Origin of the sequence: Sulfitobacter sp. M05 (assembly GCF_029285175.1) — a bacterium.
Taxonomy (GTDB): Bacteria; Pseudomonadota; Alphaproteobacteria; order Rhodobacterales; family Rhodobacteraceae; genus Sulfitobacter.
Genome location: NZ_JABEDH010000002.1, coordinates 290322 through 303815, shown reverse-complemented (window position 1 = coordinate 303815; position 13494 = coordinate 290322). Strand labels below are relative to the sequence as shown.

At 58.2% G+C, this 13494-nt stretch carries 14 protein-coding genes; 7 read left to right on the top strand and 7 right to left on the bottom strand.

Annotated elements, in window-relative coordinates; translation table 11 throughout:
• Positions 1-38 precede the first annotated feature (38 nt).
• Positions 39-527: a peroxiredoxin gene (locus HKX44_RS09640; RefSeq protein ID WP_276151116.1), complete on the bottom strand. Its 489-nt coding sequence runs from the start codon at positions 525-527 to the stop codon at positions 39-41.
• A gap of 87 nt (positions 528-614) precedes the next feature.
• On the opposite strand from HKX44_RS09640, the gene HKX44_RS09635 reads away from it, so the two are divergent.
• The gene (locus HKX44_RS09635) at positions 615-1823 is read left to right on the top strand and encodes an FAD/NAD(P)-binding oxidoreductase (RefSeq protein WP_276151115.1); all 1209 of its coding nucleotides are present in this window, start codon (positions 615-617) and stop codon (positions 1821-1823) included.
• Positions 1820-2380: a 16S rRNA (guanine(966)-N(2))-methyltransferase RsmD gene (rsmD, locus tag HKX44_RS09630; protein ID WP_276151114.1), complete on the top strand. Its 561-nt coding sequence runs from the start codon at positions 1820-1822 to the stop codon at positions 2378-2380. The genes HKX44_RS09635 and rsmD overlap by 4 nt, the downstream gene beginning before the upstream one ends.
• Here the strand turns inward: rsmD and HKX44_RS09625 are convergent.
• The 3 genes from HKX44_RS09625 to sfsA all read right to left on the bottom strand — a co-directional run bounded on the left by HKX44_RS09625 (position 2364) and on the right by sfsA (position 5234).
• The gene (locus tag HKX44_RS09625) at positions 2364-3575 is read right to left on the bottom strand and encodes a PLP-dependent aminotransferase family protein (protein WP_276151113.1); all 1212 of its coding nucleotides are present in this window, start codon (positions 3573-3575) and stop codon (positions 2364-2366) included. The genes rsmD and HKX44_RS09625 overlap by 17 nt on opposite strands.
• A 99-nt stretch (positions 3576-3674) precedes the next feature.
• Positions 3675-4487: a type I methionyl aminopeptidase gene (gene map, locus HKX44_RS09620; RefSeq protein ID WP_276151112.1), complete on the bottom strand. Its 813-nt coding sequence runs from the start codon at positions 4485-4487 to the stop codon at positions 3675-3677.
• A gap of 33 nt (positions 4488-4520) precedes the next feature.
• A complete protein-coding gene (gene sfsA / locus HKX44_RS09615; RefSeq protein WP_276151111.1) occupies positions 4521-5234 on the bottom strand; it encodes a DNA/RNA nuclease SfsA in 714 nt (237 codons plus the stop codon).
• 46 nt (positions 5235-5280) lie between these two features.
• Here sfsA and HKX44_RS09610 point away from each other — a divergent pair, with 46 nt between their 5' ends.
• The 4 genes from HKX44_RS09610 to HKX44_RS09595 are packed head-to-tail and all read left to right on the top strand — an operon-like array spanning position 5281 to position 8229.
• Positions 5281-6000 carry a molybdopterin-binding protein gene (locus HKX44_RS09610; protein WP_276151110.1) on the top strand — a complete coding sequence of 240 codons (720 nt, stop codon included), beginning with the start codon at positions 5281-5283 and terminating at the stop codon, positions 5998-6000.
• On the top strand, positions 5997-6716 hold the full coding sequence (locus HKX44_RS09605) for a GNAT family N-acetyltransferase (protein WP_276151109.1): 720 nt from the start codon (positions 5997-5999) through the stop codon (positions 6714-6716). Before HKX44_RS09610 ends, HKX44_RS09605 begins: the two co-directional genes overlap by 4 nt.
• 11 nt (positions 6717-6727) lie before the next feature.
• The gene (locus tag HKX44_RS09600; RefSeq protein ID WP_276151108.1) at positions 6728-7297 is read left to right on the top strand and encodes a peroxidase-related enzyme; all 570 of its coding nucleotides are present in this window, start codon (positions 6728-6730) and stop codon (positions 7295-7297) included.
• The gene (locus HKX44_RS09595; RefSeq protein WP_276151107.1) at positions 7294-8229 is read left to right on the top strand and encodes an OmpA family protein; all 936 of its coding nucleotides are present in this window, start codon (positions 7294-7296) and stop codon (positions 8227-8229) included. The genes HKX44_RS09600 and HKX44_RS09595 overlap by 4 nt, the downstream gene beginning before the upstream one ends.
• Positions 8230-8244: 15 nt before the next feature.
• Here the strand turns inward: HKX44_RS09595 and HKX44_RS09590 are convergent, their stop codons facing one another.
• Both HKX44_RS09590 and HKX44_RS09585 read right to left on the bottom strand, forming a co-directional pair.
• Positions 8245-8964, bottom strand: a complete 720-nt coding sequence (locus HKX44_RS09590; protein WP_276151106.1) for a hypothetical protein — start codon at positions 8962-8964, stop codon at positions 8245-8247.
• 213 nt (positions 8965-9177) lie between these two features.
• Positions 9178-10083: a LysR family transcriptional regulator gene (locus HKX44_RS09585; protein WP_276151105.1), complete on the bottom strand. Its 906-nt coding sequence runs from the start codon at positions 10081-10083 to the stop codon at positions 9178-9180.
• A gap of 325 nt (positions 10084-10408) precedes the next feature.
• Here HKX44_RS09585 and HKX44_RS09580 point away from each other — a divergent pair, with 325 nt between their 5' ends.
• A complete protein-coding gene (locus tag HKX44_RS09580) occupies positions 10409-11383 on the top strand; it encodes a Hint domain-containing protein (RefSeq protein ID WP_276151104.1) in 975 nt (324 codons plus the stop codon).
• A 17-nt stretch (positions 11384-11400) separates the two neighbouring features.
• On the opposite strand, the gene HKX44_RS09575 is transcribed toward HKX44_RS09580, so the two are convergent.
• Entirely contained in the window at positions 11401-13428 is a 2028-nt protein-coding gene (locus HKX44_RS09575; RefSeq protein WP_276151103.1) for an NADPH-dependent 2,4-dienoyl-CoA reductase, read from the bottom strand.
• Between the last annotated feature and the right edge of the window lie 66 nt (positions 13429-13494).

Below are 13494 nucleotides of genomic sequence, written 5' to 3'. Positions count from 1 at the left end.
AAACGCGGGGCGCGTATAAGCTGCGCCCCGCATTTTATTTACATGCTGGCAAGCAAGCCTTCGCCACCGGAAACGTCGCAAACACCGGGGTTCTCCTCCTCTTGCAGCAGGGTGATCTTGCCGTCATCCACCAGCATCGCATAGCGTTTGGAGCGTGCGATAAGACCGGCAGGCGCTGCGTCGAAATCCATACCGATGGCGCGTGTAAATTCGGATGAAGCATCAGCCAGCATGGTGATGCCGGCATCCGTCGCGCCCGTCGCTTCACCCCAAGCTTTCATCACAAAGGGATCGTTGCACGAAACGCAGATGATCTCGTCTACGCCTTTGGCATCAAAGTCGCCTTTGGTCCGCACAAAGCTGGGTACATGGGCGGAATGGCAGGTGGGGGTAAAGGCACCGGGCACCGCAAAGACAACAACTTTGCGGCCCTTGACCTTGTCGGCCATTTTCACGGGGGCTGGTCCGTCAGCGCCCATTTCAACCAGTGTCGCGTCGGGCAGGGTGTCGCCTTGGGAAATTGTCATAGCATATGCCTTTCATGTGATTGCCTATCTTGCGGCGCAGCATATAGGTTCCGCCGGTAAGGGCGACCAATAATTCGGAGAGAACACATGGCTCATGTAATTGTTATCGGCGCAGGTCAGGCGGGGTCGTCTTGTGTGGCCAAACTGCGTAACGGCGGGTTTGACGGCGAGGTGACCCTGATCGGTGCTGAACCAGTGCCGCCCTATCAGCGCCCCCCGTTGAGCAAATCCTATCTGATGGGGGATATGGCGTTGGAGCGTTTGTTCCTGCGGCCTGAAATTTTCTATGAAGAACTGGACATCACCCTGCGTCTGAACACCCGTGTCGACGCGATTGATACGCAGGCGCGTCAGGTTTCCGTCGACGGTGATATGCTGGTCTATGATGATCTGGTGCTGACCACAGGATCAGAGCCCAACCGCCTGCCTGCTGCCATCGGCGGTCAGCTGGACGGGGTGCATGTGGTGCGGGATCTGGCAGATGTGGATGGCATGGCTCCACGTTTTGTCAAAGGCGCGAAGGTACTGATTGTCGGCGGTGGCTACATCGGCCTAGAAGCCGCAGCGGTGGCGGCCAAGCAAGGGTTGCAGGTCACGCTGGTCGAGATGTCGGAGCGGATTTTGCAACGGGTCGCAGCGCCTGAAACCAGTGATTTCTTTCGCAGCCTACATCAGGGCCACGGCGTAGATATCCGCGAAGGTGTAGGACTGGAGACCCTGCTGGGCGAGGGGGCCGTCAGCGGTGCGCGCCTATCGGATGGCTCTGAGCTAGCGGTTGATTTTGTGATTGTCGGGGTGGGCATCCGCCCCGCGACGGGTTTGGCGCAGGCGGCCGGTGTCGCGCTTGACAACGGTATCAGCGTGGATGCACAGGGGCGCACCTCTGTCAGCGGCATTTGGGCCGCGGGGGATTGTTGTTCCTTTCCCTATCGGGGCGGGCGTATCCGGCTTGAGTCTGTGCCCAACGCGATTGAACAGGCAGAGCTGGTCGCGGAAAACATCATGGCGGCGGGCAAGGATTATGTCGCCAAGCCGTGGTTCTGGTCGGATCAATACGATGTCAAACTGCAGATTGCAGGGCTGAACACGGGATATGATCGGGTTGTGACCCGGCGCACGGATGCGGACAGCGTGGCCTTTTGGTACTACCGCGGCGAAGAACTTCTGGCGGTGGATGCGATGAATGATCCGCGCGGGTTCATGGTGGGCAAACGCTTGATCGAGGCCGGAAAATCGCCGGCACCGGATTTGGTCGCGGACACAGGCACGGATCTTAAGGCCCTGTTGAAGGCATGAGAATTATTGCTGGGAAATCCCGTGGCACGATATTGGCCGATGTGGGCAAGGGGGATGCCGCCGCCCATCTGCGCCCGACATCAGATCGCGTGCGCGAAAGCCTGTTTTCCATGCTGACGCATCACAATGTGATTAATGGCGCGCGGGTGCTGGATCTGTTTGCGGGCACAGGTGCCTTGGGGCTAGAGGCGTTGTCGCGGGGCGCGGCATCGGTGCATTTTGTGGAAAACGGCCGCGCCGGGCAACGCCTGATCGGCGAGAACGTCGCGAAACTGCGGGTTGCCGAACAGACCAAGCTGTTGCGCGATGACGCGACGCAGCTGGGGCCGTGGCAGCAGGCCCCGTTCGATTTAATCTTTCTTGATCCGCCTTACGGCAAAGGCATGGGGCAACTGGCGCTTGCCGCCCTACAGGCGGGCGGATGGCTGGCGGCGGGTGCGATGATCGTTTGGGAGGAGAACACCCCCCAATTCGCGCCCAAGGGGTTCACGCGTCTGGACAGTCGCAAATACGGCGACACCCATGTTACCCTGCTGGAGGTTACGCCAGATCCCTGATCGCCGCGCCCAAGCGCTGCATACCTTCGTTGATCTGGGCTTCATCCGCCAATGAATAGGCAAGGCGCAGGGTATTCGCGCCCGAGCGGTCGGCAAAAAAGGCTTGCCCCGGCACAAAGGCCAGTTTTTGTGTCTCAAGCGCATGGCGCAACAGCTCGCCGCCGTCGATGTTTTTTGGCAAAGTCACCCAGACGAACATCCCGCCTTCGGGTTTTGTCCATGTCACCCCTTCTGGCATATGCTCTTGCAGGGCGGCCAGCATGGTATCGCGCCGCACGCGGTAGACCCGGCGCAGGTTTGCGGTGTGATCGGCGAACAGCGCCCGCGCGACGGTGTTGATTGCCATCTGATTCAGCGTTGCGGAATGCAGGTCAGCGGCCTGTTTCATCAACACCATCTGGCTGATGACCTCTGACGCACCACAGACCCACCCAACCCGCAAACCGGGGGCAAGGGTTTTGGAAAAGCTGCCGCAATACAGGGTGCGGCAGGTGTCGATGCTGCCCTTGCGTTCGACCTCAAGCGCCAGCATTGGCGGCACCGGATCGCCATCATAACGCAGGGCCTGATAGGCGGAATCCTCGATCACCGCGATGTCGAGTGTTTCGGCCAGATCAAGGATGCTTTCGCGGGCGGTGCGGTCCAGTGTTTCGCCGGTGGGATTTGCGAAATCAACCGAGGCATAGGCGAATTTCACCTGCCCGCCTTTGTCTTTTGCCGTCTGTGCATAATCGGCGGCAGACCGGTTGCCGCGTGGGATCAACTGGTCGTAATTCGGTTCATAGGCGTTGAAGGCACCCAAAGCGCCCAGATAGGTCGGCCAGCCGATCAGCGCGGTATCATTTGGCGACAGCAACAGCTTGCCCAGATAATCCAGTGCCTGTTGCGAGCCCGAGGTGATCAGGATGTTGTCGCGGGTGCAGGGCACACCCAATGCCGTCATTTCGTCAACGATCCAGTCACGCAGCGGGCCATAACCTTCGGAGACGGAATATTGCAGCGCAGCGCTGCTGTTGGCTGGCGACAGCGCATCGGTCATCGCACCCTGAAATGCCTGCACCGGGAACAGGGCCGGATCAGGAATGCCACCGGCAAAGGAAATGATATCCGGCTGATCAAGCAACTTGAGCAGCTCCCGGATCTCACTTGCCTTCATTCGGCCCATGCGGGTGGCGAAAATGTCTTGCCAATTCATGTCAGAATCCCTTCCCTATTCAGGGCAAGACATCACAGCTCTGGAATTATGGCAACAATTATTACCTAAAACCGCAAGAAAAGACAGCAGCAAGGCGCGCTATTCATAGGTTGGATGGAACTTGCCGGCGGGCGAAAGGGTGAAAATCTCGACCCCGTCTTCTGTCACACCGACGGAATGTTCAAACTGTGCCGACAGAGATTTGTCGCGGGTTACCGCAGTCCAGTCGTCTGACAGGGTTTTGGTTTCAGCGCGGCCAAGGTTCACCATGGGTTCGATGGTAAAGAACATCCCCGGCTCCAGCACTGCACCCGTTCCGGGCTTGCCGTAATGCAGGACGTTGGGCGGCGAGTGAAACACCCGCCCCAGCCCGTGACCGCAAAAGTCAGTAACCACGGACATCCGTTGCGCCTCGACAAAAGTCTGGATCGCGTGGCCGATGTCACCAAAGGTATTGCCGGGTTTCACAACCTCGATGCCGCGCATCAGGGATTTATGTGTGATATCAATCAGCCGCTCTGCCTTGCGGGACAACTTGCCAGCGACATACATGCGGCTGGTGTCACCAAACCAACCGTCCACAATTACCGTGACGTCGATGTTCAGGATGTCGCCGTCTTTCAGCTTTTTGTCGCCCGGAATGCCGTGGCAAACCACATGGTTCACCGAAATACAGCTGGCGTGCTGATAGCCCTTATAGCCGATGGTCGCAGATTTCGCGCCGGCGGCATTCACCTTGTCTTCGATAATGCGGTCGATCTCGGCGGTGGTTTGGCCGACAAAAACATGCTCTGCGATTTCATCCAGAATGGTCGCGGCAAGGGCACCCGCCGCATACATGCCAGCAGAATCGGATGGGTCGTAAATGCGAATGCCGTCTTTCGTCTGGCGGCCACGGTGTTGTTCAGTCACCGGTTTCTCCAATCGGTTATTTTATGGGGCTTCCTAGCGCGTCGGGCGGTCAAGGGCCAGAGGGCCGGCAATTGTTACCGCCTGAGGTGTGATATGGGTGCCGATGCACAGGGTTTCCACCCCCGCGGCAGTCGCGGTTGCATGAGCGGCGGCATAGGTTGGATCAATATCGGCTGCCATCGCGACATGGGTGCAATCTGTACGTTGCACCAGATAAAGCAACACGGCACGCTGGCCTGCACGGGCCACTTCGGTCAACTCGCCCATATGTTTCGCCCCGCGCGCGGTAACGCTGTCGGGAAATTCTGCCAGTCCTTTTTGTCGCGAGAGGGTGACGGATTTTACCTCGACATAGGCGTCAGGCAGGCCGGGTTCGCTCAGCAGAAAATCGATGCGCGAGTTGGTGCCATACTTCACTTCGGGACGCACGGTCTTGTAATTTTCAAGCCCTGCGATGCCGCCTGTCTCAAGGGCGGCGCGTACCGCCTTGTTCGGCAAAGATGTATCAACACCGGTGAAATTCCCGTCCTCGTGATCGACAAGACGCCAGCCGTAATTCAGCTTTTTCTTTGGGTCGTCATTGGGTTCCAGCCAGATTTTGATGCCTTCATCGGCCAGACCCATCATGGAGCCGGGATTGGCGCAATGGGCCACGACCTCGGTTCCGTCTTCAAGCCGGCAATCGGCCAAGAATCGTTTGTAACGGCGGATCAGGCGGGCGGGAACAAGTTCGGTTTGAAAGCGCATGTAGCGCGGCCTATACCCTTAACAAAGCACGCTCAAGGAGAAGCCCATGTCTAACCCCACCGCCGCCATGATCGTGATCGGAGATGAAATCCTGTCAGGGCGCACCCGCGACAGCAATATGCATCATCTGGCGGGGCAACTGACCGAGGTTGGCATTGATCTGGAAGAGGTGCGGATGATCGGTGACAAACGCGGCACGATTATCGCAGCGGTACAGGCGATGTCGGGGGCCTATGACTATGTGTTCACCAGTGGCGGGATCGGGCCGACTCATGACGACATTACGGCGGATTGTATTGCCGCGGCATTTGGCGCGTCGATTGATGTGCGCGATGATGCGCGGGCGATACTGGCTGAACATTACGCAAAATCCGGAACCGAGCTGAACGCGGCGCGTCTGCGCATGGCGCGCATTCCGGAAGGGGCGACGCTTATTGACAATCCGGTCTCTGCCGCGCCGGGGTTCAGGTTGGAAAACGTGCATGTGATGGCTGGGGTGCCATCGGTATTCACGGCCATGGTTGCCTCTGTGCTGCCTACCCTTACAGGCGGCGCGCCCTTGATCAGCAAAACCATGCGCATCGAGCGGGGCGAGGGGGACATCGCGGGGCCTTTGGGCGATCTTGCCGAGGCCTTTCCACTGTTGTCGATGGGGTCTTATCCCTATCAGAAAGACGGCAGTTACGGGGCCCATATTGTGATCCGCGGCAATGATGCAGACCAGATAGACTCAGCGCTGGCGCGGCTTGAGGCGGCGTTTTCGTGACCCCGTCGTTGGCTGATTATTTCGCCGCCTCCGAGGCCACATGGCCTACGGCTCGCATCTGGGAGCAGGATGGTTTCAAACTGCGCGACGGGCAGGGGGGCGGACAACGGGTTTCTGCGGCGACGGCCTTAGGCACGGTGACAGATGCGCAAATCACAGCAGCCGAAAATGCGATGCAGGCCATCGGCCAGCGTCCATTGTTTTGCGAACGGGGTGACACGCCACAGCTGGATCAGGCCCTTGCCGCGCGCGGATATGTGGTGAAGGACCCAATAACTCTATACGCGCTGCCGATCGAAGATCTGACAAATGTTATAATTCCCCCGGTGACGGCTTTCTGCATCTGGGAGCCGCTGGCCATTATGAAAGAGATTTGGGCAACCGATGGCATTGGACAGGCGCGGCGCGATGTGATGGCGCGGGCTGCCTGCAAAACCGGGGTGTTGGCGCGGTGGAATGAAAAACCGGGCGGGGCCGCTTTTGCGGCGGTACATGCGGGCATTTGCATGGTTCATGGACTGGTCGTTTTGCCTCACCAGCGACGGCAAGGTGTTGCGGAATGGATGATGCGGCGTGCAGCCTATTGGGGGCAGGCGCAGGGGGCCACCCATATGTCTGTCATCTGTCTGGAGGATAATGTGGCGGGTAATACGCTGTATCGCGCTCTGGGCTTTGAGGCCGTGGGGCGATACCATTATCGCATATTACCCGATTGAAGGACCACACAATGCAAGACGATATGCCGACCGCCCTTGACCTGCCTATGGTGGACCCGCTGCCGGAAGCGACGCAAAAGTACTTTGATATCTGTCAGGACAAGCTGGGCATGGTCCCCAATGTGCTGCGCGCCCATGCCTTTGATGTGGACAAGTTGAACACGTTTACCGCGCTCTATAACAACCTGATGCTGGGCGACAGCGCGCTGAGCAAACTTGAACGCGAGATGATCGCGGTTGCGGTTTCATCGGTGAACAAATGTTTCTATTGCCTTGTTGCGCATGGGGCTGCCGTGCGGGAACTGTCCGGTGATCCGGCCTTGGGGGAGGCATTGGTGATGAACTATCGCGTTGCCAAGATTTCGGCGAAACAACGTGCGATGTTGGATTTTGCGGTGCAATTGACCCAGCACAGCGCATCCGTCGAAGAACAGGACCGGCAAAAGCTGCGCGACGTCGGATTTACCGACCGCGATATCTGGGACATTGCCAATGTGGCGGCGTTTTTCAACATGACCAACCGCGTGGCCAGTGGCACGGACATGCGCCCCAATCCTGAATATCACGCACAGGCGCGATGATCCGGGCAACCCTTGTCTTTTTGCTGATGTCGGCGGCGCCTTTGGGGGCCGTCGAATTAGACCTGCCCGCAACAGCGCGGCAGACCGTTGAACGCAACACCGGACCGGATGTTTACGAGGCACCTGTTGCGGTGTTTTCGGCGGGCGAGGTGGCGACGGTCACCCTTGAGGGGGATGTCCAGCGCGCCGCCTGGCGGCTTGATTCTCCGGGGCTGACGCCCTTTCAGGTGATGCGCCCGCTGCGGGAACAATTGCGCGCCGCCGGTTTCGAAATTGCGCTTGATTGTCAGGCCGTGACCTGCGGTGGTTTCGACTTTCGTTTTGCCACGGAAACCCTGCCGGGGCCGAATATGTACGTGAATATTCGCGCCTTTCAGTTCGTAACTGGGTTGCGTCTTGTCGAGGGCGACTTGCGCGAGGCGGTGACGATTTTGGCCAGCACCTCGGCGACGTCTGCCTATGTGCAAATCATCCGGGCGGGCACAGCGGCCAAGGACACACTGTCGGTCACGAGCAAAGCGGCGCTGCCAGTGGGCACGGCGGATGGTGGGGCAGATGACCTTGCGACAGTACTGTTGGCACGCGGGCACAAGGTGCTGAACGATCTGGATTTTGCCAGTGGCAACAGTGCCTTGGGCGAAGGGCCGTTTGAAAGTCTGACAAGCCTTGCTGACTTTCTGCGCGGCAATCCAGAATTGCGGGTGGCCTTGGTGGGCCATACCGATACCGTTGGGGGGCTTGAGGCAAATATTGCGGTGTCACGCGCCCGCGCCCGCGCTGTGCGCCAGCGGCTGATCGATGCTTACGGTGTTGATGCTGCGCGTCTGGATGCCGAGGGGGTGGGATATCTTACGCCTATCGCCAGCAACCTTGAGGACGCCGGTCGAGAGGTAAACCGGCGTGTCGAGGTGGTCTTGCTGGGGCGTCCCTAGGCTTGCGCCTTGTTGCTAGAGCAGAGTGATGTTGGATCGGGAGGATAGGGCGTCACGGGCCAGTTTCTCGGTGGCACCAATGTGCCAGTCCAGTCCGGTATGACCCGCCTGCGCGGCTGCCCGCAGATTTGCTGCGGCTTTTTGTGATTGCTGCGCAGTAGTCATCAGCGCTTCGGCCAGTTTGGCCCGGTCTCTACGGATGGCCTCGGCCTTTTTGTCATGGTTTTCCTTGCTGACCTGTCCCGCTGCAAAAGACAGAGACAGCCGGCTTAGCTCTGCGTCCTGCGCTGCCAGAAGATCGGGCAGAGAGGATTGGATCGAAGCCAGATTACCATTTGCCTTGCGCAGATTGCGCACCAGCGCATTGGGCGAGGCCAGCTTGACACGGCGCTGCACTTCGCGCTTGCCGGCTGCATTGCCGATCACCGCACCGCCGGCGGCACCCACGGCCGCAGCAGGGATACAGCTGCTTGCATTGCTGGCGGTAAGCACACCCAGACCACAGCCAACCGCAGCTCCGATCATCGCCCCCTTCAGGGTAGAGGCCCGCACAATCGCATTGGCGTGGGCGTTTAGCTCGCGGGCCTGTTCGGTCATGCCGTCAGACGACAACACGCTGGCGTGAAACCCCAGCGGACTGGTTTCTAGCCGTGTTGGTGCCTGCGGCCCGGTCTGGGTACAGGCAGTTACGGATAGAGCCATGATGCCAAGTAAAAATGCGCGGTGTTTGTTCATGGGCTTCTGTCCTGTTGTCTGCTTTACCGCGATCTACACAGGATATGTGGCCGCAATGAGGCGAAGCGCGGGCCGCAAGAGGGGGTAATCGTGGCTCTTTCGTAACAGGCTTTCCGGGATCAAATACACAATGCGAACGAAAAAACCCCCGATGCGCATGTGGCACCGGAGGAGAGTTTCACCGAGGGAGGCGGTGTAGTGTTCGGGATCTGGTTACCAGTCGCTGGGACCTTTTTCAGCGAATTCGTGAACCAGAAAATCAATAAAGGCGCGTACCTTTGGTTGTGTGAAACGGCCCGGCGGATAGACGGCATAAATGCCCTGTGTTTCCATCGGCAGGTCAGGAATGGCGTCTTCGACCAACCCTTTCTCCATCGCTTCCGCATAAAGAAAGCTGGGCAGATAGGCGATGCCAAGGCCGGAAATGGCGGCATTCAACAGGGACTGCCCATCGTTCACTGACAGCCAGCCGGCGGTACGAACCTGGCGTTTTTCGCCAGATGGGGCGGTCAGTTTCCAGACATTGCCACTGGATTGGTTCGAGTAGTGCAGCAGCTTGTGATCGTTAAGATCGTCGATCTTTTCAGGGCGTCCGTATTGTTCGAAATACTTGGGCGAGGCGATCATACGTTTGGTGGTGTCGGTCAGTTTACGCGCCCGCAACGTGCTGTCTTCCAGCTCACCGATACGCACCGCCATGTCAAAACCTTCGCTGATCAGTTCAACGTAGCGGTTGTTGAGAACCATGTTGACGGTGATGTCCGGAAAATCGCTGAGGAATTCCGACAGGGCCGGGGACAGGTGGTTCACACCGAAATCCGTTGCAACCGAAATTCGCAGCAGGCCGGACGGGGCAGATTGCATTGATGTGACCAATGCGTCCGCTTCGCCTGCATCATTCAGAACGCGGCGGGCGCGGTCGTAATAAGCAAGGCCAATTTCCGTAGGAGATACACGGCGTGTTGTGCGGTTTAGTAACCGTGCCCCCAATCTGGCCTCAAGCGAGGAAACATGTTTGGAAACGGCGGATTTTGAAATCCCCATCTTTTTCGCTGCATCGGTAAAGCCGCCTTGATCCACAACGGTGGCAAAGGCTTCCATTTCTGTCAGGCGGTCCATACCCGCTCCTTCACATCACTTCATTTGCAATCGTTATGAGGGCCAATTCAGGCAGGAAGGGGGCAGGGGTGGGACAGTAGCAAGGTATTTGCAGGGATCGTTCAGGGCATGGAAACAAGCATAAGGGCGATTTGCATCCAGCGGTTGGTTTCCGGCCCTGTCCTTGATGCTGGGCCGTCAGTGGCGACATCGCGGAAAGGGGGGCTATTGCCGGTCCGGTTCTTACTTTGTGGTTAACCTTAACAATGCCTTATTGCCGCCTCACTGGTTTCACGGGCCGCATCCAGATTGCATTTAAAGATCGTGCATCAACGGGAGGGTTAAGGTGGCGTTTCTCTATATTTATAGTCCAAGCGACTTTATCAACGCACCACCAGCCGAAGAGGGGGCGATGGCGGCTGGGACGCCGACATTCACCCTGCAATTGGCACCAGGTGCCACGCCGACTTTGGTCGAGATCACAGACAATGATACGGTCTTTGATGAAGTTGATAGCACGCAATCCCTCACCAATGCGATTAACCTGGACGGAACATCTTACGCTGCGGGAACGACGATCAACACAGCCTATGATCTGATCAATACAACAACGGGTCACAAGGTAACGTCATTTCATTTCGGCGGAGACGGTTATCAACAAGGGGCCGTTCAGGGCATCGTTTCGACCGTCCCGTTTAACGAAGGGCAGTCATATACCTTCAATACCGAACGCACATCGCATCAGCAGGACAATCAATATTCCGACTATTATGCCTGTTTCGCAGAAACGACGCTGATTGATACCCCAAAGGGTGGCATCCCGGCTGGGCAATTGCAGGCGGGCGATTTGGTAAAGACAATGGACCGCGGGTTTCAGCCGCTTTTGGGAGTGCTAAGCCAGAGGATTGGGGCCGTTGGCCCGATGGCTCCGGTTGTTTTTCCGCCCAATGTATTGGGAAACTCCGAGAAAGTTGTTGTTTCCCCGCAGCATCGCATGTTGTTGCAGGATTTCCGCGCAGAGATGTTGTTTGGCGAGGCCGAAGTGCTGGTTCCTGCGATCTATCTTGCCGAAATGGGAATCGGTTATCGCCAGATCGGCGGCACGATCCGGTATTGCCATCTGGTGATGGCGCAGCATGAAATTGTGTTTTCCAATGGCTGCCCCAGTGAGACCTTTCTAAGCGCAGACAGTCTGCATTTGCCTGATACGGTGCGTCAGGAACACAACGCCCTGTTTGGCCCTTCGGATAATCTCGCCCGAGAAATGCACGCCGCCCGTCCCTGCCTGCGCCGCTTTGAGGCGCAGGCGATGTTTGCATAGGTCGGTCTGGTCCGCGATTACAGTGCTGCGGCCAGTCGGGTGCCCTGATCAATCGCGCGTTTTGCGTCCAATTCTGCCGCGACATCGGCACCGCCAATGACGTGGCAGCTCTTGCCCTTGGCCTCAAGTGCGTCCGCCAGTGAACGGTCCGACAATTGCCCCGCGCACAGTACGATGGTGTCCGCCTCGACCAAGGTCGGGTTCTCGCGTGCTTCGCCGAAAGATACATGCAGCCCTTCGCTGTCGATCTTTTCATAGTTCACGCCGGCAATCATTTTGACCTCTTTCATGGTCAGGGATGCACGGTGAATCCAGCCGGTTGTCTTGCCCAAGCCTTTACCCACCTTGGTTGTCTTGCGCTGCAACATGGTGACCTCGCGTGCGGCCTTATGGGGCTGCGGGCCTTCGGGTGCCAGACCGGAGCGATGTTCGGCGGGGTCGCTGACACCCCATTCGCGCATCCATTCGGGCAGGTTCAAGGTGGTGCTTTCTCCCTCGTGGACCAGATGTTCTGATACGTCAAAGCCGATGCCGCCGGCCCCGATCACCGCAACCTTTTGACCTACCTTGGCGGTCCCGTTCAGCACGTCGATATAGCTGACCACATTGCCGGCGTTTTGGTCGGGGATTTGCGGGTCGCGCGGCACAACGCCAGTGGCAATGATGACCTCGTCGAAACCGTCCAGATCGTTGGCGCTGACTTCGGTGTTCAGGTTTACCGCCACGCCCATTTTGTCGACCATGGTGCGATACCAGTCGACAAAGCCCCAGAACTCTTCTTTGCCGGCCACTTGTTTGGCAAGGTTCAGCTGTCCACCGATTTCCGAGGCGCGGTCGAACACCGTGACCTTGTGGCCGCGTTCCGCAGCGGCGAGGGCCGCAGACAGGCCGGCCGGTCCGGCACCGACAACCGCGATGGTTTTTGGCGTTTCCACAGCGTCCAGCGTCAGTTCGGTTTCATAGCAGGCGCGCGGATTGACCAGACAGCTTGAGATTTTGCCGCTGAACGTGTGATCCAGACAGGCCTGGTTGCAGGCGATACAGGGTGCAATCTGTTTGGCTTCGTTGTCCATCGCTTTGCGCACAAAATCTGGGTCTGCCAGCATGGGGCGCGCCAGCGACACCATGTCAGCACAGCCGTCAGCCAGCACATCTTCGGCGACCTCTGGGGTGTTGATGCGGTTTGATGTGATCAGCGGGATCGACACTTTGCCCATCAGGTTTTTCGTCACCCATGCAAAAGCGGCGCGCGGCACCGAGGTTGCGATGGTCGGAATGCGGGCCTCGTGCCAGCCAATACCGGTGTTGATGATTGTGGCACCGGCTTTTTCAATCTCGACCGCCAGTTGCGCCACCTCGTCATAGGTGGAGCCGTTGGGCACCAGATCAATCATCGACAGGCGGTAGATGATGATGAAATCCTCGCCCACGGTTTCACGCACACGTTTCACCACCTCGATTGGCAGGCGCATACGGTTCTCATAAGAACCGCCCCAGCGGTCTTCGCGTTTGTTTGTGTGGGTGACCAGAAACTGGTTCAGGAAATACCCTTCCGACCCCATTACCTCGACACCGTCATAACCGGCGTCCTTTGCACGTCCGGCACAGGCGGCGATATCTGCGATCTGCTTTTCGATACCTGCCTCGTCCAGTTCTTTGGGGGCAAACATCGAGATCGGGGATTTGATGGCAGAAGGGGCAACACAATCGGGGCTGAAGGCATAGCGGCCTGCATGTAGGATCTGCATCGCGATTTTACCGCCTGCCTCGTGGACACGTTTGGTGACGATGCTGTGGTTCTTGACGTCCTCGTCCGACACCATCATCGCCGCCCCGAATGCGACTGATCCTTCTGGGTTCGGCCCAATGCCGCCGGTAACCATCAAGCCAACCTCGCCGCGGGCACGGGTTGCATAGAACTCTGCCACGCGGTTCCAGTCCTTGGTTTCTTCGAGGCCGGTGTGCATTGACCCCATCAGAACACGGTTCTTCAATGTGGTGAATCCGAGGTCGAGAGGGGCAAGCATATGTGGATAGCTGGACATGAGGCCGGGCCTTTCTGGCTGTAATCGTTTGGCGGTGACATCATCGCAATCACGCGGCCAAGTCAC